Raw genomic sequence first — 24,474 nt, forward strand, 5'->3', positions numbered from 1 at the left:
ATTACTGCGGTAAAGTTGATCCCAGTTTTGACAAAATGACATAAATTATAAATCCTTAGACTTAGATTATTCTTTTAAGTTAAGCAAAGTTTGCGCCATTATAACAGTGGCATTGTCTGATTTTCGGCAATCTTTTGCGCTTCTGAGTAGCTTTCTGGTGTACCAATATCAATGTAATGCTCATCGACCAGCCAGCCTTGTAACTTACCAATCATACTAGGCACTACATCCAGGCTAAGCTCATAGGGCCGATCCACTTCTAGGTGCGAGAAATAGCGTTCATAGACTTCAGGTGTAAATATAAAGAGGGCGCCACTGGCAAGGTTGCCAGGAGGGTGTTCGACCTTTTCATGAAACTCCTGAATAACTTGATTTTCATCCAATTTAACAATACCACAGCTACGTGGCGTCGGGGTTTCGAACAAAAGTAAAGTAGCATCGGTCTGCGTCTGGCGTTGTTTATGTGCCTCAAGCATGCCCGCTAATGAGCTTTGACAGTAGTTATCAGCATGGATCACCATACATGTTTCTCTGTGCCAGAAATTTCGGTTGCGTACCAGTGTTCCTGCCGTGCCCATCAATTCAGGTTCGTAACTCAGGATAATGCGGTCATGATACGGGCTGGCGGCTACAAAGGCTTCAACCTGCTCACTAAAGTAATGGGTATTAACCAGGATCTCATCAACCCCAAGTTGAACGAGTTTATCTATCCATAAACCCAGCAAGGGTTGACCGTTGAGCGGAACAGGGCACTTTGGCAGAGTATCTGTGATTGGTCGCAGGCGGGTGCCAAGGCCTGCGGCAAGCAAAATAGCTTTCATATTAACTAAATGAATCCTTAACGGCTTGTTCAAGGAGCTGACAAGACAAAGGGGTATTACCCAGTGACGCAACCTGACATGCGGCAGCCAGGCTACCCAGGTAGCAGGCCTGCCAAATGTTTGCACCTGCAACCAACGCCAGTGAACTGGCAGCTAAAAAGCAGTCACCTGCGCCAGCAGGGTCGACGGCGTTGGTGTTCAGCGCGGGCAGGCGGTCGTTCTCCCAGTCATCAAATGTGTGATTGGGCTTGTGAATGAGGATCCCTTCTTCGGCGAGTGTAATCACCAGGTTTTTTGGCTGTGACACCTCTGTGAGCTTCTGCGCCAGGATAACCAAGCCGTCATCCGGATTATTCAGAGATACTCGCACCTCTCGCTCTGTTGGGGTTAACAGATCCATATTGCAGTAGCGGGCAATATCTCCCACTTGCGAAGAAGTCTGAGAGTCTGCAACCAGTCTGATCCCTCGCAGGTGGCAGGCAGCAGCAATTTTCTCAACCAGTGGTTGTGGTAGCAAACCGTAGTTAAAATCGGAAAATACTAACAGGTCAATCTGGTTGAGCTGGCTTTCGATTGCCTGATATATTTGTGCCTGCAACTCCTGTGATATCTTGTGTTGACGTACCTGATTAACCCGCAGCAAGGTTTTATTGCTGGCGCGGTAACGTGTTTTTAAAGGGGTCGGACGACTTTGATCGCTAAAGAACAAAGGCTCAACTTGGTAGTTTGCAATTTGCGAGCGTGTATAATTAGCGGTCTGATCCTCGCCCAATACCGAAGCCAGCACTACATGCTCTGCTCCCAGTGCTTTTATGTGTCCTGCTGTGATAGCTGCGCCGCCTAGGAATGTGTCTTTGCGGTTTGGGGTGATCACGATAGTCGGATCTTCCTGTGACAACCCTACGGCTGTGCCTTGTACATACTCGTCGACGATGACTTCGCCAATGACCAGGACACGCAGGGATTTCATTGCATCAAACAACTCATATAAGTCGTCAGCTGCAATCTTATGACGGTTGGCAAATCCTCGTGCCTCGGCAAAATCCATGCCCGGCACCGGCTTTTTGCTGCGGCGGAAAAAGTGCTCAGAATTACTTTCAAACTCACCTGAGCCAAAAATAAGCTTACCCCGTAGCTGTTTAAGACTGCGAGTTCAGGATTTGAACGTGACTCAAACTCTTTTCCTTTAACAACTATTTGGGGCTTGAACCGTGCAACCTCTTGCTCAGGTGTGGCCGTGGTTATATGCGCTTCATCAACACACTCTAAGGACCGCACCACTTCCAGTCTAAGCTCTTCACTGACACGGCTGCGTACGGCCATAGATTTGTCCGCGTTGACAGCGACAATCAACTTGTCCCCACATTCTTTGGCGAATTTAAGAAGTCTGATGTGTCCTGCATGCAAGACGTCAAAGTTGCCTTGGACCAGGACAGATCTTGTGTGTTTCTGTGGAGTGTCATTTGGCATAGTGTTGTTCGACTTTGACAATGGCGGCGCAAATATCCGTCACTTCTTGCTGGGTATATTGTTCATTTAAGTACAGGTTAAACGATCTGTCCCGCGCAGACACGGTATTTGGCGTTGATAATGGGGGCTTGATGTAGGGCAATGCCCACTTCCAGTCACTGATCAGGAATTTATAGTCCGGATTCAGGTCTACTCCCTCAGCTTGCAGGGCCTGACAAAATGTCAGTTTATCTACGCTGAGTGTCTCCTCGCGAATAAACACCTGAAGGAAAAACGGTGACGCACTGCCAGAGAATCTGGCAACATAACAACATGTCGATTGGGTGTTAATCCATTCAATTAGCGCATTTTGCACCGCGTTACGCGCAGTGATGGTCTCGTCAAGACGAGACAAAGAAGCATGGGCAACCGCACAGGAAAGCTCGTTGGTGTTCCAGTTAAGGGCGGGAAACAGGTTAAGCGAGGGGTCTCGTTCTGCGTATCCTTCTTGCCAAACTGGTTTTCCTCTGTCCGCATGTGCCAGAGCCATGTGATATAAAGATTGGTTTTTAGTGTAGACAATGCCGCCGCTGCCAGGGGCGGCAATATTTTTACGATACATGGTAGAGGTTGCCATGATATCGCCAAACCCACCAACCTTTTGACCATTCCATCTCGCGCCTGGCGCTTGAGAGCAGTCTTCAATGACTTTGATACCGCGCTGGTGGGCCTGGGTCACTATGGTTTCAACGTCGGTGGGGATACCCGCACAGTGAACCAGAATAATCGCACCGGTCTTGTCCGTGATCAGCGGTTCGATTTGTTCCCAGGTGCTGTTATAGCTATCCTCAGCCGCATCGGCTATCACAGGCACATATCCTTGGTGAATAATGGACGCGAGGGGCCCCGAATCGGTCACCGGTGAAAGAATAACTTCCTGACCTTGAGGTAGCATCAGCGCTGCAAGGGCAACGAATACGGATGCGGTGCCGGTTGCAACGGCTACGCTGTAACCGCCACCCATATACTCTGAAAAGGCGTTGCAATAAGCTTGCTCAAAGTCGCCGCCGTAGGGGGGATCAGATTCACTGTGCTGATAATGTGCAATCACCTTATTGAGCGCGTCTATTTCACTCGTGCCAAATGCCTTTCGGGCAGGCATAGGTGTGGTACGTACCGGGTTGCCGCCCAAGATAGCAAGGGGTTGTTTACTCATAACGCACTCCACCTGACAGGTTGTTTTGTCTGACGCGACAGATCTGCGCCAGTGAGTATTTTCACTACATTGAGGCCCAGCTCAAACTCCTCACAACATGACTGACCGCGTTGAACCTTAGCGATGAAAGACTCAAGAGACAGCCCAAGTGGCATCCGATTTGGTGAGCTAAGCGGCTGACTTTGTCCGCTATCCAGGTGTTCGACAAACAGATCCGGGTCCTCTCTGTCTACGAAATGGTAGACATCGTTGCCATAGGTCACAGCCATTTGTCTGGTTTTCTTGGCCATCCCATTCCCACCAACAACGGTTGCCGTGCTGCCATTACTAAAGGTCATAGTCACTTCAATATTTTCTCTTAATACATCCTGTGACAGATCAGCGTCGACAGGGAGTGCCCGACTGGAAATGGTGTCAGGCAATTCGCCGCAAAACTCCAGTGCTGCGGCAATAAAGTGGGGGGAATACTCCCAAAGTGGCGGCCAATTTTCTCGGGGATTGTAGGCCGCCCCTATTTTGGCCTCAAGATGTGTAGGCACACCAGGTTGCAGGCGGCGCAGTTGTGTAATTGCACTGTGATGCAGGTCGATGTGATCGACAGCCACAATGGCTTTACGTGCTCTGGCGAAGTCAAGCATCTCGGTTGCATCTGCAATGCTCATAGCCATAGGCTTTTCGATAAATAAAGGAATACCAGCGGCCATAATTTTCAGTGACGCAGCTTTGTTGAGATGCGGAGGCAGGGCCAAAATCACGCCATCTACTTTTATTACATCACTGCTCAGTAGCGCATCTACAGAATTAAACACCTGGCAATGCGGTAATACAAAGTCGTGAGGGTTTTCGTTGCTTGTGACTACAAAGTCCAGAGACGCGCTGGTGATTTCTTCATTGAGTGTACGCGCAATTTTTTGTCCCCAACTGCCGAGTCCAACCAGTGCCAGTGAAAGTGAAGTGTGTGCGCTCATTATTTAGCTTTGCTCCATATCAGCAGGATCGTCATAAAGGTCGGAGAAGTCTTGTAGCTCGCCGGTTTGTATCTGACGATGGAGTTTTAAGAAGGCACCATTAATGGTTTCAGTGGTGCCACTGTGCCAGATAACAACCTGATTCTCATGAGCTCTAAATTCTGGTTGTTCACCAAAGAAATAGCCACCGGTGGCAACATTTTTGACGCTGTTTGAAAAATGCTCCCGGCTAGTGGGGATAAACATGATCGAATTGACGTTTTCGGTAAAGAAGTAGGTATAACTGGTGCCGCCATTGATACTCATGTTGATATGGGCACGACGGTACAGGGCAAACCGGACATGCATGTCTATAGAAGCCAGCGGCAAGGTATCGCAATGACTCAGGCACTCGGGCAGAGCTTCGCATGCTTTGCTGGTATCGCGCACGACAATAATGTGGAATTCTTCGCTGTCGACCCGTTTGGTAAATTCAGCCCATTCTTCCACCGGACTATTGCGGTGTTCATGCAGAGGGTACTCACGTAGTGTGATGACCAGCAACTTTTTACCGCCAATATTACGGTCCTGAACAAAGCTATCCACTAATGCTTCGGCATGGGCGTGCGGTCTGAAACGTGCTGTGTCTATACCCGCTCGTTTATATTTAAGCACTTGCTCAATTTTCAGGTGGATACCTCTATGTGTTTCACGGAATGACTCAGGAAAGACATGGGGCTGATGTTGCAACATCTCGACCGCTTGTTGGCGGTAGGACATTTTAGACACTCCCGAGCAGGCTGGGAGCGCTTCAAAAACAGGAATAACAATATGATTGAGTCGCCATTCAACATCATCCAGCTCATGAGAAGTGGTAAAACTCAGGGAGTCAGGATCTGAAGAGCGCTTCGGCTGGATCACAAAATGGATGGAATCGTATTGGTGCTCTTCTCGGTACAATTCTGCTTGGATAGCAAAACAGCAGCAATCAAATGTCGCAACGTTGCGAGACAAATCGAAGACAGCGTAGAGTACTTTGTCTTTGCGCACGGTGGGGATAATAACATCCTTGCACGCTACGATGATGCTTTGCATCTGGTTGTAAAAGTAAATTTTTTCCAGGTCGATACCGTGTTTAACTAAGTCATGTGCGATCTCGTCGACAAACATGGAGCAGATGATGATCCTGTCAATCTCTGTCTGGACTAGCTCAGGCAAAGATAAAGTAGGGTGGGATTCAAACTGCTCTTGTCCCGATGTGCAGGCATATATTAGTTCGTGCTCATCTGCTAGTGTTGAAGTAAGTTGTTCGGTGACTGTATTAACACCGTATAAAGCTATTTTCATTACTGACCTGTTATTCTTCTATAATACTCTTGCAATTCGTCAGGTTTATTTTCTGACGGTGCCCAGGGGGCGTATTCAACATCTATGTCTTTGTCGAATGGGCCGACATAACATTCGTGATAAACAACCCACTCTGAGCGGGCAATTGGCAGGTGCCATAATGGCGCACTAAGGCGATACATAAAAGCACCCTGACCATTATCTGACATGGGGATACGCTGTGATACCAGCCCCTTGTCGTCAAAAATAAAGACCTCCATTTCCCCTTCAATCAGATGATAGGACTCCGATTTATGTTGGGGGTGGCGGTGAGGCGTCATTAACGCGCTGCGATGCAACACAATAATCATCTCCTGGATAGGGTCTTGATTATCTCTGTGACAACACAATCTAAAGCGCTTGGTCGGGGAAGCCAACGCACGCGCTTTTAACATGTCTAAGGTACTGTTATCGACTGTCAACACGTCTTTGTCGTTGAAGATAGCAACACTCATCAGGTGTTGCTCGCTGATTTTTTACTGTAGCCACGTATCGCAAGGATATATGAGCCGATGCCATAGTGGCCACGCGGTTCAAACTCGATGTTGTATTTGTTGCAGATATCGGCCCAGGCTCTTTGCTGTCCAAACTCCGGGAGGTTACCGTTGCAGCTCCAGTCATCAAACAGCAAAATGGCACCCTTAGAAAGCAGCTCGTTGGTAAACATATAATCGAGTACCTGATAGGTAGATTCGTACAGATCGCAGTCCAGGTGCAACAGTGCAAACCGCTCTTCGGGTTTGATTTGCACCATAGTTTCTTCGAACCAACCCTGATAAATACTAAAATCTGAAAACTTTAGCTGAGTATTGAGTGTATCTGCCAGCTGTTGTGCACTGATATCTGCACAGGCGCCTTCTCCCCAGACGTTACTCTGGACAAGAGGGGACTCCAGATCGATATCATGGGTAGAAGCTGGCAAGCCCTCAAAACTATCAAACAGGTGCAGGTGCTTAGCCGGCATATTGTAGTACTGGCTGCAGTCTCTGAGGGTTCTGGCAAGCATATAGCTGGATTGGCCAGTGCCACATCCGAACTCAGCAATATTACCTGCGACCTGATTGGCCATGACTAACTCGACTTGCATCGCTAGCGTTCGAAGCACGTCTTCACGGAAGCTAAAATAGGTGTGAACGTCGGGCGCTTTGCCTTGTGGGTAGCCAGTGAAAATGCCAAACTCCAAGCTAAACCCGTTCATCATATTATGGTGCGCGACATAGATTTTTTCTTCCAGGACACCTAAAGAGAGCAGTTGGGGCTTAATCTCTTTGTGGTACTGACTGGCAATGATGATCTGATCACAGGACAAAGACGGTAAAACGTCAGGCCCTTTGATTTCTACTCCTTCACGCATCGAGCCCCAAAGTGCAGCGTTGTTATCTATCAGGCATACAACCTCATGCCCTTGCTGATTTAAGAATAGCTGCAGGGTATTTTGCCCGCCTTTTCCTGTGCCAAAAATGATCACTCTCATAGAAGGTCTCCCTTAGGCTTTTTAAATAATAAAATATGTGTGTCGGTTGCATTAAGCGTTGTGATATCGCTGAAGATGCTTTTCAGTAACGCCTGCTCCGAGCTAATAAACGTAAACCCAAGCTCTATTGCTGTGCGCTCTAGCAACGCTGCCTGATTTGACTGTGTTTGGTCGTTCACTTGTAACAGCAGATCCCCACCGGGCTTAAGTACACGCAATGCTTCGGCCGGTAACGCTTGTAACCGGCTGTGCTCAAGATTGAGTGTGCGGGGGGTCAGATAAACCAACGCTACGCTGTTGGCGTCATGATAGAGAACGACTGGTTGCTCATTCTCTGGGCTGAGTGTGTTGTAAAACAGCGATGGTGAGTCGCCATAGATGGCCCAGTTGTCGTTTTCCAGTGAGCCAATTGGATAAACACACACTTTGAGTTCACTACAACGTTGCCACGGCATAAGGGGATAATGTGAGACAATCCCTTTTATCATGGCCGCAGTGTTGCGACGACGGCTGGGCGTAATGGTTAGCTCGCAGACGATGCGCTGTGCAGAGTCACTCGAAATGCCTCTGTGTAGTAGTTGGCTGACCTCCAATAAAGCCCAGGTGCCGGTTGGCCCGGTCACAAACACTTCCTGGCCTTGCTCTGTTTTTATTGCTGTTGTACCAAGCGCTTTACTTGGTGGTGTCAAAAAGAGCAGCAGCTTTATGACTGTGTCTGGCAAACTATCGGTGTGATAAGCATTTGAGCCCAATTGAGAGTCTGATATTTGCGCCAGGCGGGTAATGCGGCCATTGACGACTTGCCAGTTATAACCAAGCTGAGTGCAGACATCGTCATACACATGAGCCAGAAATTCATCGATATGCTGTCGGGCCTCATGCGTTAATTGTAATCGTTGCACCTCCGAATCATCGTTCAGTGAGGTAAAGTTGCGGTAATAGGTGTAGTCTGACTGACTGGCAGTTGTGTCATAGCCTGAGCGAGGCAGAGATTCGGCAACCTGCCTGAAGCGGTCGGCAAAAGCTGGGTCAACCTCACCAATATAAAATTTGTTGCGAGCAAAATCTGCTGTGTGCGCGCCTTCGTAGTCGCGTCGAGCCAGATGGGTGTGTTCTTTCCATGCCTGCTCTGAGCGATACAAGGGGTTATCAAAGCTGGTTTGATAATCAAGCAGTGAGATTATCTCAAGCTCTGCCGGAGCGAAGCGTTCGAGTAATTTATCTTTAATGGCATAAAAAATGTTTGTGATGACACTACTATCTTATAGTGCTGTAAATCTTCACGCGTTAAGTCGGTTAATCCGGTGACGGTGTCTGTGCCGGATTTGTCATCGATGAGCATAGCCGGAGAGACTAAAGCATCTTGTTTAATCAGCGCCAGAATTTGCTCACATCCACCACCACTGCCGTAAATGGCATAAGGCTCGGTGGCCAAGTTGTGCTTGTGATACTGTTCGAGAAACCGGGTTTTTATTTCACTCATAAGGACTTCCTGGATCAGACAAGCTGAAACATTACTGGCTCACATCGCTGTGTAGTGCTTTAAGATAGTGTGCAAATACCTGTTCAAAATCAGCATCGACTTCGGACGGGATCTTCTGCCTGCTTAATGGCGTTTGCGGGTCTACCGTAAAGTGGCTCGAAGTGTCGTCGAGATAAAGTGCAAACTGCGAGAGCAGCTCACACTCCATGTTATACGCCCTGTCACAGACCTCTTTGTAGGTGTCTGATGCTATAACCGGCACTGTCATTTTTTTAATCACGGTGCCTGCATCAGTGTGTTTATCAATTTTATGCAGAGTAATACCGATTGGCTGCCGTCTGACAATGGCCCATTTAAACGAGTCTAAGCCTCTGTTTTCCGGGATCAGACCCGGATGACAGTTAAAAATAGTATTACCTTCAATAAAGTGCTGCGGGATGATTTTTGCGATGGCTGTGACAAAATAATCAGGTTTGTTTGCCAGCGTATTCAGACGCTCTGACGAAGCTGCACCCCAGCAATTCATAGCGTGGTAGTGAACGCCACAGGTATGGCAAAAGGCCTCTACATCTAGCTCTATGAGTTGAAATGGCCGCTCCTCAAAAGGGCGCGGCTGACTTGGGCGGTATGAAAAAGGAAAAGCAAATAGCGAGATTTCATACCCCATAGTCAAAAATTTTTGCATCAACTGATAGGTCATTAAGTGACCTGTTTGATAGGTGAAAATACCAACGTGCATAACCAACTCACTCTTTCTTGGGTGCCACACACAGCATGATCAGGTACTGGCACATTGGGAAGAAGCCGGTGTGAACCACTTCATCGTTCATCCCAAAGGGATAGACATTGTGAAAATACTGTTCACAAAATACCTTAAGATCCGCGCCTGACATACAGTTTATATGACCCTCTTTAGATGCCTTTGAGGCATACTTCTGTGACTCTAGCGAGGGGATCCCCAAGATTAAAGTACCCTGAGGAGTCATTGAAGCAACAATGTTTTCCATGAACAAACCAGCTTGTTGGGGATCTATGTGCTCGAATACATCCATCGTAAATACACCGTCAAATGTGCCTTCAACCGGACCACCAATAATGTCGTGCCCCTGAAAAGTCACATTGTCCAGATTTTTCCCCATATATTTCTGTGCATCTTGAATATGTGGCTTGTAAAAGTCCACGGATGTGAGCTTTTTCACAGTCTGAGAAACGATCAAAGATCCCATCCCTTCCTGACAACCAATTTCAAGTACATTATCGAAGTCTGCAAACATTTTAGAAACAAATTTATGGCGAGACATCAAGAAGCTAAAGCGCTTTGGGTCTTGTAAAATCCCCTGGCTGTTATAAGGACCGAGTGTCAGCAGATCCTGTTCTTCGATGTCAACGTTCTCATCCTGTTTTAGCCAGGTCTCTTTGGCCGTCTGAGATGAGCCGGTGCCAAAAAATGTCTTATCTTGTTTGTTCATATTTTTTCCTTGTTACATCGTTTCTATTCCATCCTAATTACTTCTCGGATAATTTTTTTGTTTGCGAGGTCGTCCAAAGCGTCGTTGATCTGGTCGAGCTCATAAGTTTTACTGATCAAAGAGTGCAGATCCAGCTTATTTTGTTTGAATAATTCGACAAAGATAGGAATGTCTTTGTCTGGCTGACTTCCGCCTCCCCAGCTGCCGCGAAGAGATTTGCCACGGTGGAAGGCATGGGGTTCCAGCTGGATCTTGAGTTCACTGCTAGGGTGAGAGGCAAAGATGCACTGACCGCCTCCATCTCTCACAGATTCAAAAGCTTGCTCTATGGTGGTTGTGGTTCCGCCGGCTTCCAGGCTATAGTCAACGCCGAGGCCCTCTGTGATGTCATAGATGGCACTGACAGGATCTGAATCGTTGGCATTGATGGTGTGCGTGGCACCCAGCTGCCTGGCGATGGCGAGTTTCTCGTCGCTAACGTCAACAGCGATTAACTTTGTTGGATTACTCAGCTTTGCGGCGAGCAGCGCGCTCATGCCGATCCCGCCAAGTCCAAAAATGGCCAGAGTTTTTTCTGTCTCAGGCTTCAGCTCGTTGAACACCAGGCCAAGCCCTGTGGGCAAGGCGCAGCCAAGTAGTATGGCGAGCTTGTCCGGAAAGCCTTCAGGCAGCTTCACAACCCGGTTTTCAGCCACTATGGTTTGATCGCACAGCGTCGTCGCGCTCCCCGAGTTAATGAGGTATCCGTCATGTGGATATTTTCCGCCCGGAGCATCCTGACCTTCACCTTTGATCCAGCCTATTACGACTTTGTCGCCGACCTGTACTTTGGTGACGCCGTCACCCACCGCCTCGACAATACCAACACCTTCATATCCAAGCAGGTGGGGCAGATATTTGTCTTCACCACGACCACCATTGACTTCCATCAACTGGGAGTGGCACAAGCCGCTGTAGAGAATTTTGACCTGCACCTGGCCTGTGATAAGCGCCGGCAGTTGAATGTTGTCAACTATCTTAAGAGGCTGACCTGTTTCAAATAGTACTGCTGCTTTCATTCTAGTTGTCTCTTAATTGGGTTTGTAACGTATGCATTTTAACGTTAATTTGAGCAAAGTAGCGTTGACTCTTGTCAAGTTGCTGCGCCTGCATGTGCTGTAATTTTGCATTTCTTTCTTCTAAGCAAGAAATGTTCCAGGAAAACAGTCTCCTGGCCTGAACATCAGGTAAAAACTCGTTGAGCATGATTAAGCACCACTTGAGCAGCGTGAGCTCAAAGACGCACTTTAGAGTGTTCCCAGCGGATGCTTGTGCTGCAAATAGTGGCGAGCGTAAAAACAGTGGTAAGTAAGACAGTGGCACGGGCACAGCTGGCTGGGCAAAAAAGTCGCATAGCAGCTTCCAGGCACTGTCATTTCCAGCATATTCGAAATCAATAAAATACACGTCATCGCGATATTTCAGTGCGTTATGAAAGCCAAAGTCAGAGGGGGAGACCACGTCGTTTGGACAGGGCTGTTGCCAGTCTATACCGGGCGTTGTGCTGATAACTCTGGTGCGAAGTTCTATCGCCGTCAGCAGAGTATTGAGTTCAACGTTGTCACGCAGAGATTCGAATCGTGAAAGACGCCGTGTGACTAATTGAATAAAGTCTTCCAGTTTAGCCGGGCTATCCGCAGCCGTATTGAGCGCCGTGCGCTCAACCTGATGACTGTTGATGGCTGCAATGAAATTGCATGCTGCACTGACATCCTGTGCTCTCACTGTGTCAAAGGTGTGGCCGTCAATAAACTCGTATATGGCAGACAGGGTGTTAGAACAATAACTGATAGGCCTGGCTATATTTGAGATACCGGCCTTGTGTAGCTGCTGACTAAACTGAAATTCATTGTAAAGCTTGTCGAATGCCCGTGCGCCTGGCGCAAAGCATTTCAGAAAATAGGCGTTGTTATCCGAAAAGAGCTTATGCCCCTGATTATTTGCGCCCTGCGGCAAGCTGGAACTGCGCCAGTGGGTTTGTCCCAGAGTAGATGAGATAAAGTCTGTTAATTCAGCAGAGAACATAGCCAGGCATCCAATGCTTGCCAATGGTTGATTTGCGGGCCGCTGAACCCCTGAAGTGCGTTGGGTGCGAACAATACCCCATGACACTGTGCAGGAAAATCACTGTGCGTCAGAATATCTGGCAGATCATCAATAAACACGTCACACTTGAGCTGTGAGATACGCGCAACCTTTCGTACTTTGGTCTCGCTAAAAAAGACCAAATCAGAGTCAACAGGCGCATCGGCTGATCCGATAAAACCGTGGCTGAGGAGCCACTGTGTGGCTGCGTCATGAAAGTCAACACGCTCCCCAATAATCGGGTATTTAGTTTTATGCGACACGATGGCCAGTCTATGTCCTTGTGCATAAAGGCATTGCATTGCTGCTAGTGCACCTGGATAGGGGCGTGCCTGGGTGATTTCTTTCCCGTAGACGATACCCTGTAGCTCGGTCCATTTGGCTTCGTTGTCCTGGTCAATAAAATACTGTTTAACTTCATTTTTGCTTTGACCGACCGTCTCTGGTAGCCAGCCAAGCGCACAACCGACGCGATAAAATACGCCGGTGTAGTCGGCAATGGTGTTATCAAAATCTATGCCTATGATCACACCACACCTCGCTCTGATAAGGTGCTCATAATATCAGGCACAGTCAGACCCGCTTTGGCTCTTGCATCTGCGGTGGAATGCACCTGATCGATAAAGCGGTCCGGGATCCCGAAACGGTGCACCCGTGGCCAGTTTGCCTGTTCACTAAAGTACTCCAGCACAGCGCTACCAAAGCCACCGCTGACATTGTGTTCTTCGAGTGTGATCACATGGTCAAAACGGGTTATCGCATCGTTTAAATACGCTTGGTCGAGCGGTTTTACGGTGTGGAAACTCACCAGTTCTGGCGATAATCCGCGCTCCGTCAGTTCGCTTACTAATGCTTGTGCAAGAGGCATAATGGTACCAGTACTCAGCACGGCAATGCGCTCACCTGGTTGCATCACATGCACCTTGCCAAAGGTAAGGGCAGGGTTTCCTTCGTGGACTGCCGGCTCGTTTTTCTTACCAATTCTGAAGTAGCAAGGAGCGTTAAGCTCTATCAGCTGTGGCATCAGTTGCTCAAGCTCGTATGCGTCAGCCGGGCAGACCACGTGCATATTTGGCAGTGCGCGCATCAGCGCAATATCTTCGAATGAGTGATGAGTGGGACCCAGGTTAGCGTAAGATAAGCCAGAGCCGGTGCCGACGATGACCACAGGCTGATTCTGATAAGCGATATCAATTTTGATCTGTTCAAAGTTACGTGACGTGGTAAACGGGGTGATAGTATAAATAAAGGGCTTATGGCCCATCATGGCGCTACCAGCGGCCATAGAGGCCATATTCGCTTCCGCAATTCCCGCGTTGATAGCGCGCTCTTCGGCAAACTCCTTTAAGGGGTTAAACAACCGGTTACCTATATCTGCGTAAAAGAGCAACAGTGATTCGTCGTCTTTAGCAAGCTCAGTCAGGACTCGTGCAAATGCGTTTCTCATGATATTCCCAGCTCCTGTTTTGCCTGAGCAACTTCTTCTTCAGTCGGAATGCGGTAGTGCCAGTTGTTGTCGTTTTCCATAAATGACACGCCTTTACCTTTAACCGTATCGGCCACAATGCACACAGGTTGTTGGATGGATTTTGCGGCTTCCAAAGCTTGTTCCAGCGCACCAAGATCATGACCATCGACGCGCATTGTATGCCAGCCGAAGGCACGCCATTTCTCTTCAAGCGGCTCCAGATGCATAATCTCGGTACTTTCACCTGTACCTTGTAATTTGTTAAAGTCGACAATGGCAACCAGGTTACTTAAGCGCTTACCGGCTGCAAACATCGCAGCCTCCCAGACTGTCCCTTCATTGATCTCTCCGTCGCCCATGAGCACGTAAAAGCGGTTCTTAGCGCCTTGTAACTGTTTGCTCAGTGCCATGCCGGTTGCTAACGATAAAGCATGGCCCAGAGATCCTGAAACCGTCTCCATGCCTGCTGGGGCGTGTATTCCCGGGTGCTCTTCAAACTGGCTGCCAGTCTGACCATGCTCGTACAGTGCCGTTGGAGAAAAGTAATCACGGTAGGCAAGGGTTGTGTACAGCGCGCTGGCGGCATGTCCTTTACCCAACAAAAAGTAATCACGCTCAGGATTAGCGGGGTTGTTGGGCGTGATATGCATCGTGCGCCAATACAACACGGTCAGAATATCAACACAGGACAAACAACTGCCCAGGTGTGGTGTTTTAGTCTGGCTGGATACGTCACACAAAGTGTAACGGATCTGCGCTGCGATGGAGTTCAAAGTCATAATACGCCTACGGAATAAACCAATAAAAATCGCCAGTGTAACCGTTATCACGGAAAAACTGTTTCCAGTCATCCACATGCATAATGGTCTTGGCTGTCAGTGCCCACTCCATCATGCGTTCTTTTTCTTCATCGTTACGGTAGGCATCGACGGTAATAAAAGATTTGCCACGACTGACGCGCTCGATTTCACGCAGTGCCATGGCACATTCATTTTCTTCCAGGTTGTGAATGGTGTTGATTGACATCACCACATCAAAGCTGTTGTCTTCATAGGGCAGCGCCTTGGCATTGCCTAAAGTCAATAGCTCCTTGACTTCTTCTTTGGCATTTTCCAGGGCATATCGAGAAATATCCAGTCCGCGCAATGTCATACCCGGGATCATCTGCTGCAGGTCGTACAGCATAAAGCCTTTTGCACATCCAACATCCAGCAGGCTAGAACTTTCATTAAGGCCGAAGTGTGCCTTCAGGTCCGGTACAACAGGCTGCCAAAAACGCGGAAAGTAACTAAAGCCACCGTAACCATAGGTACGGTCACCATCAAAAAAGTCTTTGCCATATTGCCTGGCAATTTCGCGATCTGCTTCGGTGATCACGTTGGCACGGCCCTTAGTATCGCGCTTAGACTTAGGGTAATTTTTTAATAAATCGATTTCTTGTCCGAACATAGGGAACTCACGCTTTATGAATGTAGTCATGGGGTAATGTACTTAGTTCGCTCTGGTACTGTTTGACCCAGGCAATGGTACGCTCCAGGCCGTTTTCCAGAGAGACTTGATCCTGCCAGTTCAGTTCTGAGCGGACTTTGTTGCTGTCAAGCAGGTAGGCTGCGTCTTTGCCGAGGCGATCCTCGGTGACGGCACAGACCTGTTCAAAAGGCACTTGCAGCATATCGCAGATCAGCTCAACCAAGGCGCGAATGGTGATCATGCGTTCGGTTGAGATATGATACGTCTCACCCAATGTGCCTTGTGTGCCAATCTTCAGTGTCGCGTCTGACACGTCATCGATATGGATAAACGAGCGGGTTGAATGACCACCGCCATGCAGAGGTAATACCTTACCGAGCAGCGCAAACAAAATGGTTCTGGGGATGATGCGATAGAGCTGCTGACCTTCACCATACACATTCGCTGCGCGGGTAAATAACACTGGGAATTTGTAGACATCAAAAAAGGTATGCAAGCTCATGTCTGCCGCAGCACGCGATACCGCATAAGGGGTGCTGGGCTGGTAGTTATTATGCTCTTTCACCAGACCTTCGCAGCTGCCGTACACTTCTGGTGTAGAGATATGTACGTATTTGTCCAGGTGATCCAGGTCTTTTAACTGATTGTGCAGTTTGATGGTTGACACCGCATTGGTCATAAACCAGTGTTCCGGATATTGCCAGCTTTGTCCCACCATGCTCTGCGCCGCAAAGTTATAAACAGTACTGACCTTATGGCGTTTGATCAGGGCCATAATATCGTCCAGCTGGTGGTTGAGGTCGAACTGATGAAAATCAGGCTGGTTAGTCTGCCATTTGTAGGGCAACAGAGCGGTGTGAGGTTCTGCTGAGCGACTGACTGCCAACACTGAATGTTCTTGTTTTAGTAAATGGGCGCAAAAAGAAGCGCCCGAAAAGGAGTTACTACCGAGTACAAGGATTGGCGCATTAGCCATGATTGAGCTCCTGATAAAGGGCTTTCATTAGAATGTGTCCGATCACCACCTGGGTATCTTCAGAGATCTGCATATCCTGAATCGCAAAGTGAAATGCCTGGTTGAGCAATGGCTTGGCTTTGCCGCCATCAAATCCAAGAATTCCGACAGTGTGCATCCCCAAAGCCTGGGCTTGCTCAATGGCACGGATGATGTTGCCTGAATTGCCACTGCCAGACAGAACCAGCAACACATCCTGCGCGGATGCTTTCACTTTTAGCTGGTGAGCAAAAATGTTGTCGTAGCCGATGTCATTGCCAAGACAGGTCAACACTGAACTGTTTGCTGCCAGTGCTTCCACTTTCAGGGCATCGCCCTGAGGGTGAACACCAAATGTAAAGTCGTTTGCAAGGTGGATGGCATTGGCGGCCGAGCCACCGTTGCCACACAAATACAAGGTACCGCCGTTGGCTTTCATATCCAGCAAAGTGCTGACCAGCTGTTTGACTGCATTACCGTCAAGATTGCTTAATACTTTGTGCAATGTCTCAACGTAGCTTTCAGTTAACGACACGATGGGGTCAATTGATGGTAACGGAGTGATGATACTTTGTTGCTTAGTCATAATACTTCTCGCTGCATCCACTTAAGGTTATAGAAGCGATCTTCATTTTTTAACTGGCCTCTGCGATAGGCGTCAATCAGTTCTTCAATCGCAGTGGCGACATTTTTAGTGGGCTTAAATCCAGTCGCCAACAATTTATCCGAGTTGATGCGGTAACACCTTGGATCGTTCGATGGCGTCACTTCAACGTCGCAATCGATCCGAGCCTTTACCATATTGGCGATGTCCATAATGGAGATGTTTTCAAATCCTGCATTGAACACACCACTGGTTTTTTCGGGATGTTCCAACATATAAATATACAGGTCAGTAATATCATCGATATGGATATTTGGCCGCACCTGTGCGCCACCAAAGACCGTAATCTTGCCATTCTCTAGTGCTTGCATCGTCAACATGTTGACAGATACGTCCAGGCGTTGGCGAGGAGATAAACCACAAACGGTGGCGGGTCGGACAATTTGAACGGTCATGTCATCTGCGTAGCTAAGTAGTACTCTTTCAGCGACCATTTTTGTCTTGTTATACTCGGAAATGGGCTCCAACGTTAAGTCTTCAGTAACCTGATCTTCGTCTTTTACACCGTAAACACTGCCTGACGAGGCATATATAAATTGCTTGATACCAGCACGTTTCGCTTTGTCAGCCAGCTGCATTGTGGCGAGCGCACTGACCTCCCAAGTTAACTTAGGGTTTAAATCTCCACAAGGATCGTTAGCAATAGAAGCTAAGTGAATGATGCTGTCAACAGTTGAGAGGTCTATATTTTCAGTTTGTCTAACATCGCTTTTAATTACGGTGAGATTCTCATGTGAAGTCAAGAAATTCCCAAACCATTGGGTGTCCAGCGCGATAACTCGATATCCTTTAGCCAGCAACTTAGGAACAAGCACCGTTCCTTTATAGCCGGTAGCACCAGTAACTAATACGGTTTTTTTATTCATTTTTCTCTCTTTTTGAATACGTTAATCACCAGGCATGATCTTGCTGAAGCAAAAATTGCGCCTAAATATTCATGCACAATTGACTTATTCTGTGCTAGACAGTTTTCTGTTCAACATGCTTGTTTATATCGGCTAGGTGGGGGTGATTCTTTAATGTTTCCAATAATTCGCTGTAACTAAAGTTAAGGTTGTTGTTAAATTGCAGGTAAATTGCTTGAATAGCGGTGTAGTCATCTGGTTCATCCAGTGTCAGGCGATAGTGGCTATTATCTTCTCCAGCGCTGATAGTGTGGCTATTGATGGTGTTGAATTTAGGCATACCTAAGGTGACGTGTTCTTTGTCTGGTGCACTATGTGCAAGTTCATGCGTGCGAGCCAGTAGACGAAAGGCAAATACACAGGTATCTAAACCTCGGGGAAAGCCACTATGTGGTCCTAAGCTGACCATATCCACGTTATGGTTTTGATAATAATCAATAGCTAAGCGTACCAACGTAGAGTCTATAAGGGGGCAGTCACTGGTCAGGCGAACAATTGCTGTATTGTCTTGAGCACCATAATGACGAGCGGCTAGGTAATAGCGGCTTAATACGTTTTCTGTGCTTCCGCGAAAATACTTTATATTTAAGCGTCTACAAAGGTCTACTATGGGTTGTTCAGTACCATCATCGGTGGTTGCAATAACTACATTATTAACCAAATCCCCGAGTCTATCTAACATCACTTGTAGTACAGAGCTATTGCATAACGGCAACATAACTTTGCCCGGTAATCGGCTCGATGTCATTCGGGCCTGAATTATTATTTGTAAGTCCTTCAAGGCAAACCTATTTATTGGAGATAGTTGTCAATTAGATGATATACAGAGGTTTCATGCAAGTAAAGTTGAAATGGTTTAAAGGGGATAGTGGTACCTTCTTTGAGCGAGAATGTTCTGAAAATAAACGATTTTCTACTGTTTATTTATAGTTTTTTTGGAGAAGCTTGTAGTAAGTTAATGTTTTGCTTAGAGTGGCCGATTAAAAGTAAGTATTGAATTATTCCCCCAAAAGAATCCTCTAGCAGACAATAGGGAGCAGCAGTGAACATACAAGATAGTCAATTCTATATTTATGGTGCAAGCCATTATGGCCAAGTATTAGCTGCGTACTTGTTGGAGAAAGGTCTCAAGCCTCGCGCAATTTTAGATAAGTCGCCAAAATTTAATGATTACATGGGAATTCCTTGTCACGCTTTTCCCAACGATAAGCTTGATAAATGTTTTCCCGTTATTATTTCTATACTTGGTTACGCTGGTGTAGAAAAAAGTTTACTTGAATCTGGGTTTGATCAAATTGTTTCGACTCTAGATTCGTTCGACTTGTTTCCGGCAGCACTAAAGCGCCTGAACAAGTGTGGTGTACTCTGGATGCAGCCTTCTAGCGATTTGGTTGATGAAAGTAAATGTGCAAAAGTGCTGTCTTTGCTATCCGATCAACAATCTCGAGATACTTATAACTTACTTGTTAACTACCGTGTTAGTCCGTGCCGCGATAACTACCCATTACCCGAGCAATACGAAATGTACTTCCCAGATGACATTCCTAAATTGTATAAATACGAGAAGATGCGAGTTTTAGATATCGGTGCATATGATGGGGATACTTTGGCTGGTTTTTTTCAGCGTTACGCCCAAACTATCAATCATTATGCTGCTGTCGAGGTAAGTACTAAGAACATCAAGTTGCTAGAATCGCGTTTGAAAGCCATGGGAGATGCTACTGAATATGTTAGTATTTATCGCAAAGCTGTAGGGCTTCCAGAAAATAAAAAACTCTTAGTGAAAGAGAACTTATCAGCAACTTATGTGAGTGTTATTGAAGAAGGTGAAGTTGCAAACGTGTCAGAAGACTGTTTGGTTGAGAGTATCAACTTAAGTGAATTAACGGCAATGACTCAATGTAATGTGATAAAAATGGATATTGAGGGAGCCGATTATGATGCTCTTGTTCAATGCAGAGATTATATAGCGGAGTGTACACCGACACTTGCTTTATCTCTCTACCACAGGTCAGAGGACTTATGGGAAATTCCGTTATTAATCGAATCTTTTGCAGCCAATAGGTATCATTATTACGTTCGCCAAGAAGGGCATTGGTTACTAGAAACTCAGTTTTATGCCGTGCCAAAAGATAAATGATACCCCTATTTTGCTCTTGGCGAAAGATTAAATCTTTAACAGTATTGAAGAACATAGATAAAAATTGAATTTAGGAACACAATGACATTTCAATCCAGTTTTAAAATCGATGGTAGGGTGATAGGACACGATCGCCCTTGTTATGTTATTGCTGAAATGTCGGCAAACCATGGGCAGTGCTTAATCAAAGCGAAAGAATTAGTGCATGCGGCATATGAATCCGGCGCTGATGCAATTAAATTGCAAACCTATACAGCAGACACCTTAACAATGGACTGCAAACTGCCGCATTTTGAAGCCACGGGACCTTGGAAAGGTCAGTATCTTCACGATTTATACAAAACAGCTTACATGCCATGGGATTTTCATGCTGAGCTTTTCGAACTAGCCGCTAAACTTGGCTTGACATGTTTCTCATCGCCATTCGATAAAACCGCAGTAGATTTATTGAGCCAGCTGGATGCACCAGCATATAAAATTGCTTCACCAGAATTGATCGATCATCAGCTGATCCGAGATGTCGCCGCAACAGGCAAGCCTGTAATAATGTCTACCGGGGGCGCGACGCTACCAGAAATAGCTGAAGCAGTAAAAGTAGCTGAAGAGGCGGGTGTAACTGAGCTTGGGCTAATGAAATGTACGAGTACCTATCCAGCCCCTGCTGAGACGATCAATTTACGCACAATTCCACATATGAGAGAAGCGTTTAAATGTCCTGTGGGGTTATCCGATCATACGCTTGGCAATGATGTACCTCTGGCATCAGTTGCGGTAGGGGCATGCATGATAGAAAAGCACTTTGTGCTCGATAAAAGTGACAACACCGCGGATAGCTTTTTTTCAATGACACCAGATGAATTAAAGGCGCTAGTCCATGGCGTTAGACAGATTGAAAAAGCGATGGGTGAGGTTAATTATCCTACTGAAGCGTCAAAAGCTCGTCGCTGTGTCTACATTATAAAAGATATTAAATCAGGTGAACGTCTGACTACTGAACATCTAAGGCAGATGCGACCCGGCGGCGGTGAAATTATGCCAAAAGAGCTGCCGAGCTTAATAGGCCGGTCAGTGAATAGAGATCTGCGCTGTGGTGAGCAACTAGCATGGAGTGATTTATCGTGAATTTGAACAAAGAAATGCTGACCCAAACTATTCAACAGTTTTTGCTAGAAAGAGGTGTAATGGTCGCCGACAATGACATAGACTGTTATAACTTTGTAGCAGAAGGGACACTGGATTCGTTTGAAATATTAACGCTAATCATGCAGTTAGAAAGTGACTACCGTATTGCGGTGCCGCCCGAATTATTAATGGACACGGAAAATGCAAATGTAGGCACTTTGGTAAATTCACTGGTTAAGCTTGTCAATGATCGCGATAAGAGTTGATACCTTATGTGGCCTTGGCCACTTTATGCGTTGTAAGTGGTTAGCGTTAGCGCTTCAAGCTTGTGGCAAAGAGGTGATAGTTTTTGTCGATAAACCCGTTCTCGAGCAATTATCACTTGAGCTGAAGAGCAACATAAAAACTTTACCTTTTGCACAAACGCAAAAAGAAGATGCTCACAATACTTTGAAGGTACTTTCTGAGATACAAGAGCCGGTTGAAAGCATTATCGTGGACAGCTACCGTTTTGACTCAGAGTGGGAACTTGAAGTTGCGAAACAGATTCCCTCAATTGTCGCAGTGGACGATTTAGAAAGAGCGCATAGTGCTAAGCTACTTATTGATAGCAAGTGGTGTGGTGATAAGACTGGTGAGCGCTACGCAAGCTCGCAGTATAAGCTACTAGGCCCTGATTTTGCTATGCTGTCACCGGCATATCAACACTGCACACATCAAGAGCGTAAGCTAAATCGTGTGATGTTTTCTCTTGGCGGTGGAGGGGATTGGCATAGTGTTTCTGACTGGATAGCCTTGTTGCTAAATATGGCACCAGAAATTGAAATTGACGTTATCTTAGGGCCAATGGCTGAGAGAGTAGAGGCGTTAACTCTGCTTGCGAATACAACTTCTAGATTGCAGCTAATTCGGCAACCGACTTCCCTTGTGCCTTATTATCAAAGTTGTAGCCTATTTGTGGGGGCACTTGGTACTTCGCTTTATGAGCTGGCCGCAACCAACACGCCAGCATTGACGTTTTCGATTGCACCAAATCAAGACAATCAACAAAGCGCGCTTGATGATTTAGGTCATTATTTTCATGTACCAGAGCTATTAACGCGAGAGGCTAGTGAGGTTGTCGCGTTAATTTTGACGTTAGTGAAGCAGTCTACGCGAATAATAAAAGCGCGAGAAACTGCGAGGATTAAGGTAGATGGCCAAGGGGCAATTCGAGTTGCAGAGTTGGTTTTAGCGAATGACATCAGATCTTCTGTGACACAAAGAACTCTAAATAGCCAAGAGGAAAATGTATGCCAGCTAACCGCACAGGTGAAGATCCGTCAAGTCAACGACTCAGACGTAAATAGATACCTTGCAGCGAGGAATTTACCAGATAACACTTGGCGTATGACGATTACTTCTGGTATTGACGTGCTGGGGCATTATCAGTGGTGGTTTGCTAACAATAGAGAGTCATTTGTGATGGAGTCTAACAGCAAACCGTTACTATACGTTTGGCATCAAATGCATAGTATTGAAGCGCAAGAATATCTGGTTGGTGGGTGGTTTGCAGCCTCTGATGAGGTGAACTTTGCCCACGCACAAATGGTTTTGGAGTGGCAACTCCGTGAAACCGCAGCTAAATATCCTAAAGCCATTTGGCTTGCGGTAATAAACAAAGAAAATAAGTTTGTGAATCTGCTCAACCAGCGTGCGGGCTTCGTGTCTATCGAACATGATGAAAAGAAAATGCGCGCAACGCAACAGTTGTTTCCAAATGCATCGCTCTGCGAGTTTAATTATGTTGGTAAAGAGGTAAATACATGACAAAGAGTATTTACGAGTTATTCGGAGAAAATGTTAAACAGACTCCCAAGAAAGCGGCGGTTGTCTATTTAGATCAGCAAGTGAGCTATGAGGAGCTGAATCGACAGGTATTAAAGTTAAGTGCACACTTTGTACGGTCGGGCCTTACCCCCGGTCAACGAGTGGGTGTATTTGCGCCTAATGGCATCGAATTTGTCGTAACACTACTCGCTATTGCTAAGCTGGGAATCGCAGCTGTGCCATTACCAATTAGCCTCAAAGGTAATGCATTAATAACAGCGCTGAAGAAAACGCCGGTTGCCATGGTCGTAGCATGGCCGACGATAAGTAAAATATTACTCGATGCCAATTTGATAGAGCCTAGTAACTTGGTAACTCTTGGTAAAGCTGTGAGTGAAGAGCTAAGTTGGGAAGCAGTTCAATCTTGTGAAAAATTAGATGACTTGCAACATGGTGTTGATCTTGATGCGCCGTTTATTTTGACGATGACCTCAGGCTCCACTGGGCAGCCGAAACCAATTGTGTTAAGCCAAGCATGTAAAATAAACCGCGCTATGGATGCAACTATCCAATATTACGGTTTGACCAAACAAGATGTGATCCTAGTAGCAACGCCAATGTATCACTCTTTAGCACAAAGAGGGGTGCTAATGCCGTTAATGCTTGGCGCTACAACCGTTGTTATGCCCAAGTTTAATCTTTCACAATGGCTAAGTGCGATTGAGCAGTATAAGGTCAGTTTTTTGTTTGCCGTAGCTGCTCAACTAGAAAGTTTGATTGCAAAAGGTACATCTGGTGCAGATTTAAGTTCTTTGAAATGTATCGTTTCATCATCTGCTGTGCTTGAGGATACGACCAAAAAGCGTTTATTAGGTATGCTAAGCTGTCGCTTTCATGAGTGCTACGGCGCTTCAGAAGTGGGTGTGGTCACTGATTTTGCGGTTTCAGAAAATCCTAATCAAAGTGGTAGTGTTGGCAAAGCACTGCCATTTGTCTCATTGAAAATTACGGATGATCAAGGGTGTGAAGTCGCAGCTGGTCAAGTAGGAGAGATATGTTGTAACACTTCTACCATTTTTGGTGGCTACCTAAAAATGCCAGATCAAACTCGGGCGGCTTTTTATGTGGGAGATTTCTTTAAAACCGGAGACTTAGGTTATGTGGATGAGCACGGATATCTCTACTACGTTGGCCGTAAAAAAGAGGTGATTTCTAGCGGCGGGATCAATGTATTCCCTCAAGATATAGAGACAGTTGTCAAATCAGTCGAAGGCGTAGAAGATTGCGTTGCGTTTGGGATAAAAGACGCGCAATTGGGCGAAATTGTAAAAGTGGTCATAGAGCAAAGCCAAGACACCGACTTAATTCCTGTAATTAGAAAAGCGTGCTTGCAAGAGCTAACTGACTATCAACAGCCTAGATTTATAGAAAGAGTGGAAGCTTTACCGAGAAACCAGATGGGAAAAGTGCTTCGCAACGACGTTAAGACACAATTTAGTCAATAGAGTGAATAACCTAAGCAGGCGAAGTAAA

27 protein-coding genes are annotated in these 24,474 nt (G+C 46.5%); 5 read left to right on the plus strand and 22 right to left on the minus strand.

The features are described 5' to 3' along the window. Nucleotides 1–98 precede the first annotated feature (98 nt). The 22 genes from PPIS_RS02185 to PPIS_RS02285 form a co-directional block, all read right to left on the minus strand. The gene (locus PPIS_RS02185; protein ID WP_010369230.1) at nucleotides 99–821 is read right to left on the minus strand and encodes a nucleotidyltransferase family protein; all 723 of its coding nucleotides are present in this window, start codon (nucleotides 819–821) and stop codon (nucleotides 99–101) included. Between the two features lies 1 nt (nucleotide 822). Next, nucleotides 823–1,869, minus strand: a complete 1,047-nt coding sequence (locus tag PPIS_RS02190; RefSeq protein ID WP_248694118.1) for a bifunctional ADP-heptose synthase — start codon at nucleotides 1,867–1,869, stop codon at nucleotides 823–825. Continuing rightward, complete coding sequence (locus PPIS_RS25270; protein WP_248694117.1) at nucleotides 1,788–2,291, minus strand: adenylyltransferase/cytidyltransferase family protein; 504 nt, start codon at nucleotides 2,289–2,291, stop codon at nucleotides 1,788–1,790. Before PPIS_RS25270 ends, PPIS_RS02190 begins: the two co-directional genes overlap by 82 nt. After that, on the minus strand, nucleotides 2,281–3,486 hold the full coding sequence (locus tag PPIS_RS02195; protein WP_010369229.1) for a DegT/DnrJ/EryC1/StrS family aminotransferase: 1,206 nt from the start codon (nucleotides 3,484–3,486) through the stop codon (nucleotides 2,281–2,283). The genes PPIS_RS25270 and PPIS_RS02195 overlap by 11 nt, the downstream gene beginning before the upstream one ends. Continuing rightward, nucleotides 3,483–4,454: a Gfo/Idh/MocA family protein gene (locus PPIS_RS02200; RefSeq protein WP_010369227.1), complete on the minus strand. Its 972-nt coding sequence runs from the start codon at nucleotides 4,452–4,454 to the stop codon at nucleotides 3,483–3,485. Before PPIS_RS02200 ends, PPIS_RS02195 begins: the two co-directional genes overlap by 4 nt. Nucleotides 4,455–4,457: 3 nt before the next feature. After that, nucleotides 4,458–5,780, minus strand: a complete 1,323-nt coding sequence (locus tag PPIS_RS02205) for a hypothetical protein (protein WP_019647278.1) — start codon at nucleotides 5,778–5,780, stop codon at nucleotides 4,458–4,460. Continuing rightward, on the minus strand, nucleotides 5,780–6,244 hold the full coding sequence (locus PPIS_RS02210; RefSeq protein ID WP_249031241.1) for a WbuC family cupin fold metalloprotein: 465 nt from the start codon (nucleotides 6,242–6,244) through the stop codon (nucleotides 5,780–5,782). Before PPIS_RS02210 ends, PPIS_RS02205 begins: the two co-directional genes overlap by 1 nt. A 29-nt stretch (nucleotides 6,245–6,273) precedes the next feature. Next, nucleotides 6,274–7,293 (minus strand): TylF/MycF/NovP-related O-methyltransferase, encoded by a 1,020-nt coding sequence (locus PPIS_RS02215; protein ID WP_010369218.1) that lies wholly within the window; start codon nucleotides 7,291–7,293, stop codon nucleotides 6,274–6,276. Further along, on the minus strand, nucleotides 7,290–8,435 hold the full coding sequence (locus PPIS_RS02220) for a hypothetical protein (RefSeq protein ID WP_010369214.1): 1,146 nt from the start codon (nucleotides 8,433–8,435) through the stop codon (nucleotides 7,290–7,292). Before PPIS_RS02220 ends, PPIS_RS02215 begins: the two co-directional genes overlap by 4 nt. 38 nt (nucleotides 8,436–8,473) lie before the next feature. Next, nucleotides 8,474–8,776 (minus strand): hypothetical protein, encoded by a 303-nt coding sequence (locus PPIS_RS02225; RefSeq protein WP_010369211.1) that lies wholly within the window; start codon nucleotides 8,774–8,776, stop codon nucleotides 8,474–8,476. A 31-nt stretch (nucleotides 8,777–8,807) separates the two neighbouring features. Next, complete coding sequence (locus PPIS_RS02230) at nucleotides 8,808–9,515, minus strand: formyltransferase family protein (RefSeq protein ID WP_010369210.1); 708 nt, start codon at nucleotides 9,513–9,515, stop codon at nucleotides 8,808–8,810. A 7-nt stretch (nucleotides 9,516–9,522) separates the two neighbouring features. Continuing rightward, entirely contained in the window at nucleotides 9,523–10,245 is a 723-nt protein-coding gene (locus PPIS_RS02235; protein WP_010369209.1) for a class I SAM-dependent methyltransferase, read from the minus strand. Between the two features lie 23 nt (nucleotides 10,246–10,268). Continuing rightward, nucleotides 10,269–11,303, minus strand: coding sequence for a zinc-binding dehydrogenase (locus tag PPIS_RS02240; protein WP_010369208.1), 1,035 nt, complete (start codon nucleotides 11,301–11,303; stop codon nucleotides 10,269–10,271). Between the two features lies 1 nt (nucleotide 11,304). Next, nucleotides 11,305–12,309, minus strand: a complete 1,005-nt coding sequence (locus PPIS_RS02245) for a phosphotransferase (RefSeq protein ID WP_248694116.1) — start codon at nucleotides 12,307–12,309, stop codon at nucleotides 11,305–11,307. Next, the gene (locus PPIS_RS02250; RefSeq protein ID WP_010369202.1) at nucleotides 12,291–12,899 is read right to left on the minus strand and encodes an HAD family hydrolase; all 609 of its coding nucleotides are present in this window, start codon (nucleotides 12,897–12,899) and stop codon (nucleotides 12,291–12,293) included. Before PPIS_RS02250 ends, PPIS_RS02245 begins: the two co-directional genes overlap by 19 nt. After that, nucleotides 12,896–13,816, minus strand: a complete 921-nt coding sequence (locus PPIS_RS02255) for a transketolase family protein (RefSeq protein ID WP_010369199.1) — start codon at nucleotides 13,814–13,816, stop codon at nucleotides 12,896–12,898. Before PPIS_RS02255 ends, PPIS_RS02250 begins: the two co-directional genes overlap by 4 nt. Next, complete coding sequence (locus tag PPIS_RS02260; RefSeq protein ID WP_081629137.1) at nucleotides 13,813–14,616, minus strand: transketolase; 804 nt, start codon at nucleotides 14,614–14,616, stop codon at nucleotides 13,813–13,815. The genes PPIS_RS02255 and PPIS_RS02260 overlap by 4 nt, the downstream gene beginning before the upstream one ends. Before the next feature lie 7 nt (nucleotides 14,617–14,623). After that, nucleotides 14,624–15,316, minus strand: coding sequence for a class I SAM-dependent methyltransferase (locus tag PPIS_RS02265; protein ID WP_021032536.1), 693 nt, complete (start codon nucleotides 15,314–15,316; stop codon nucleotides 14,624–14,626). Beyond that, a complete protein-coding gene (locus tag PPIS_RS02270) occupies nucleotides 15,294–16,283 on the minus strand; it encodes a GDP-mannose 4,6-dehydratase (RefSeq protein WP_010369193.1) in 990 nt (329 codons plus the stop codon). Before PPIS_RS02270 ends, PPIS_RS02265 begins: the two co-directional genes overlap by 23 nt. Further along, nucleotides 16,276–16,887, minus strand: coding sequence for an SIS domain-containing protein (locus PPIS_RS02275; RefSeq protein WP_010369191.1), 612 nt, complete (start codon nucleotides 16,885–16,887; stop codon nucleotides 16,276–16,278). The genes PPIS_RS02270 and PPIS_RS02275 overlap by 8 nt, the downstream gene beginning before the upstream one ends. Next, nucleotides 16,884–17,831 (minus strand): NAD-dependent epimerase/dehydratase family protein, encoded by a 948-nt coding sequence (locus PPIS_RS02280; RefSeq protein WP_010369189.1) that lies wholly within the window; start codon nucleotides 17,829–17,831, stop codon nucleotides 16,884–16,886. The genes PPIS_RS02275 and PPIS_RS02280 overlap by 4 nt, the downstream gene beginning before the upstream one ends. A gap of 94 nt (nucleotides 17,832–17,925) precedes the next feature. Next, nucleotides 17,926–18,630 carry a cytidylyltransferase domain-containing protein gene (locus tag PPIS_RS02285; RefSeq protein WP_371374091.1) on the minus strand — a complete coding sequence of 235 codons (705 nt, stop codon included), beginning with the start codon at nucleotides 18,628–18,630 and terminating at the stop codon, nucleotides 17,926–17,928. Nucleotides 18,631–18,912: 282 nt separating this feature from the next. Here PPIS_RS02285 and PPIS_RS02290 point away from each other — a divergent pair, with 282 nt between their 5' ends. The 5 genes from PPIS_RS02290 (at nucleotide 18,913) to PPIS_RS02310 (ending at nucleotide 24,446) form a co-directional block, all read left to right on the plus strand. Continuing rightward, nucleotides 18,913–20,010, plus strand: a complete 1,098-nt coding sequence (locus PPIS_RS02290; protein ID WP_010369185.1) for an FkbM family methyltransferase — start codon at nucleotides 18,913–18,915, stop codon at nucleotides 20,008–20,010. Nucleotides 20,011–20,091: 81 nt separating this feature from the next. Then, complete coding sequence (gene pseI / locus PPIS_RS02295; RefSeq protein ID WP_010369183.1) at nucleotides 20,092–21,132, plus strand: pseudaminic acid synthase; 1,041 nt, start codon at nucleotides 20,092–20,094, stop codon at nucleotides 21,130–21,132. Continuing rightward, nucleotides 21,129–21,398: a hypothetical protein gene (locus tag PPIS_RS02300; protein ID WP_010369181.1), complete on the plus strand. Its 270-nt coding sequence runs from the start codon at nucleotides 21,129–21,131 to the stop codon at nucleotides 21,396–21,398. Before pseI ends, PPIS_RS02300 begins: the two co-directional genes overlap by 4 nt. Further along, on the plus strand, nucleotides 21,379–22,941 hold the full coding sequence (locus PPIS_RS02305; protein WP_010369179.1) for a pseudaminic acid biosynthesis protein PseG: 1,563 nt from the start codon (nucleotides 21,379–21,381) through the stop codon (nucleotides 22,939–22,941). The genes PPIS_RS02300 and PPIS_RS02305 overlap by 20 nt, the downstream gene beginning before the upstream one ends. Beyond that, nucleotides 22,938–24,446, plus strand: coding sequence for a class I adenylate-forming enzyme family protein (locus PPIS_RS02310; RefSeq protein ID WP_010369178.1), 1,509 nt, complete (start codon nucleotides 22,938–22,940; stop codon nucleotides 24,444–24,446). Before PPIS_RS02305 ends, PPIS_RS02310 begins: the two co-directional genes overlap by 4 nt. Nucleotides 24,447–24,474 lie beyond the last annotated feature (28 nt).

The organism is Pseudoalteromonas piscicida (genome assembly GCF_000238315.3).
GTDB classification, from domain to species: domain Bacteria; phylum Pseudomonadota; class Gammaproteobacteria; order Enterobacterales; family Alteromonadaceae; genus Pseudoalteromonas; species Pseudoalteromonas piscicida.

Coding starts and splice junctions, on each gene's coding strand:
- PPIS_RS02265 (WP_021032536.1), bottom strand. CDS start 15,316: ATGACTACATTCATAAAGCGTGAGTTCCCTATGTTCGGACAAGAAATC.
- PPIS_RS02205 (WP_019647278.1), bottom strand. CDS start 5,780: ATGAAAATAGCTTTATACGGTGTTAATACAGTCACCGAACAACTTACT.
- pseI (WP_010369183.1), top strand. CDS start 20,092: ATGACATTTCAATCCAGTTTTAAAATCGATGGTAGGGTGATAGGACAC.
- PPIS_RS02245 (WP_248694116.1), bottom strand. CDS start 12,309: ATGTTCTCTGCTGAATTAACAGACTTTATCTCATCTACTCTGGGACAA.
- PPIS_RS02275 (WP_010369191.1), bottom strand. CDS start 16,887: ATGACTAAGCAACAAAGTATCATCACTCCGTTACCATCAATTGACCCC.
- PPIS_RS02305 (WP_010369179.1), top strand. CDS start 21,379: ATGATCGCGATAAGAGTTGATACCTTATGTGGCCTTGGCCACTTTATG.
- PPIS_RS02240 (WP_010369208.1), bottom strand. CDS start 11,303: ATGAAAGCAGCAGTACTATTTGAAACAGGTCAGCCTCTTAAGATAGTT.
- PPIS_RS02190 (WP_248694118.1), bottom strand. CDS start 1,869: ATGGATTTTGCCGAGGCACGAGGATTTGCCAACCGTCATAAGATTGCA.
- PPIS_RS02235 (WP_010369209.1), bottom strand. CDS start 10,245: ATGAACAAACAAGATAAGACATTTTTTGGCACCGGCTCATCTCAGACG.
- PPIS_RS02195 (WP_010369229.1), bottom strand. CDS start 3,486: ATGAGTAAACAACCCCTTGCTATCTTGGGCGGCAACCCGGTACGTACC.
- PPIS_RS02215 (WP_010369218.1), bottom strand. CDS start 7,293: ATGAGAGTGATCATTTTTGGCACAGGAAAAGGCGGGCAAAATACCCTG.
- PPIS_RS25270 (WP_248694117.1), bottom strand. CDS start 2,291: ATGCCAAATGACACTCCACAGAAACACACAAGATCTGTCCTGGTCCAA.
- PPIS_RS02225 (WP_010369211.1), bottom strand. CDS start 8,776: ATGAGTGAAATAAAAACCCGGTTTCTCGAACAGTATCACAAGCACAAC.
- PPIS_RS02185 (WP_010369230.1), bottom strand. CDS start 821: ATGAAAGCTATTTTGCTTGCCGCAGGCCTTGGCACCCGCCTGCGACCA.
- PPIS_RS02310 (WP_010369178.1), top strand. CDS start 22,938: ATGACAAAGAGTATTTACGAGTTATTCGGAGAAAATGTTAAACAGACT.
- PPIS_RS02230 (WP_010369210.1), bottom strand. CDS start 9,515: ATGCACGTTGGTATTTTCACCTATCAAACAGGTCACTTAATGACCTAT.
- PPIS_RS02270 (WP_010369193.1), bottom strand. CDS start 16,283: ATGGCTAATGCGCCAATCCTTGTACTCGGTAGTAACTCCTTTTCGGGC.
- PPIS_RS02255 (WP_010369199.1), bottom strand. CDS start 13,816: ATGAGAAACGCATTTGCACGAGTCCTGACTGAGCTTGCTAAAGACGAC.
- PPIS_RS02260 (WP_081629137.1), bottom strand. CDS start 14,616: ATGACTTTGAACTCCATCGCAGCGCAGATCCGTTACACTTTGTGTGAC.
- PPIS_RS02280 (WP_010369189.1), bottom strand. CDS start 17,831: ATGAATAAAAAAACCGTATTAGTTACTGGTGCTACCGGCTATAAAGGA.
- PPIS_RS02200 (WP_010369227.1), bottom strand. CDS start 4,454: ATGAGCGCACACACTTCACTTTCACTGGCACTGGTTGGACTCGGCAGT.